The sequence below is a fragment of the Herbiconiux daphne genome (genome assembly GCF_024979295.1).
In the GTDB taxonomy this organism is placed as follows: Bacteria; Actinomycetota; Actinomycetes; order Actinomycetales; family Microbacteriaceae; genus Herbiconiux; species Herbiconiux daphnes.
Map to the genome: position 1 here is coordinate 1 of NZ_JANLCJ010000205.1, position 930 is coordinate 930.

The 930-nt window shown below is 47.3% G+C and carries 1 protein-coding gene; it reads left to right on the forward strand.

Features of this window, described 5'->3' with window-relative positions; translation table 11 throughout:
• Nucleotides 1–919: NupC/NupG family nucleoside CNT transporter (locus N1032_RS24120; protein WP_259543006.1), on the forward strand; the 919-nt coding region annotated here is incomplete at its 5' end.
• Between the last annotated feature and the right edge of the window lie 11 nt (nt 920–930).

The window sequence follows — 930 nt, forward strand, 5'->3', positions numbered from 1 at the left end:
GGCATTCGTGTTCTTCTTTGCCGTACTCTTGCCAATCATCTTCATCGCTGTGTTAATCGGCATTCTCCGTTGGCTTCGCATTCTTCCCGTCATCATTCGGATGTTGGGCACTGCCTTGTCAAAAGTCAATGGTATGCCACGGCTCGAATCGTTCAACGCTGTTAGTTCCATGATCGTAGGTCAGTCAGAGAACTTCATCGCTATTAAGAACGTCCTGCCGTTGATGTCTGAACGACGTATGTATGCTTTATCAGCGACAGCTATGTCAACGGTCTCTATGAGCATCGTAGGCGCTTATATGACGTTGTTGAAGCCAGAGTATGTGGTAGCAGCCCTATTGCTCAATATGCTCTCTGCGTTCGTTGTATTGCATCTGATTAACCCTGGTGATGATGGTAACGAGTGGGAAGCTGAAACCCATGAAAATCAGAACTTCTTTGAAATGCTCGGAGAGTATATTCTCGATGGCTTCAAAGTGGCGGTGATTGTTGCAGCAATGCTGATTGGCTTCATTGCCCTTATCAGTTTGCTCAACATGGTGTTTAGCTCCGTCTTTGGTATCACATTCCAAGAGGTGCTGGGTTATGTCTTCTTCCCGGTCGCGTGGGTTCTGGGTGTACCGACTCATGAGGCTCTACAGGTTGGCTCCATCATGGCTACGAAACTCGTCTCGAATGAATTCGTGGCTATGCTCGATCTTCAAAAGGTACAGGCTGCTCTGTCCCCTAGAAGTCTCGGCATCGTGTCAGTGTTCCTCGTGTCGTTCGCGAACTTCAGCAGTATTGGTATCATTGCTGGGTCTGTGAAAGCATTGAATGAACACCAAGGTAATGTCGTTTCTCGCTTCGGCTTGAAACTTGTATACGGCGCTACTTTAGTCAGTGTCTTATCCGCTGCTATCGCTGCACTGGTAATTTAACTCACATAACA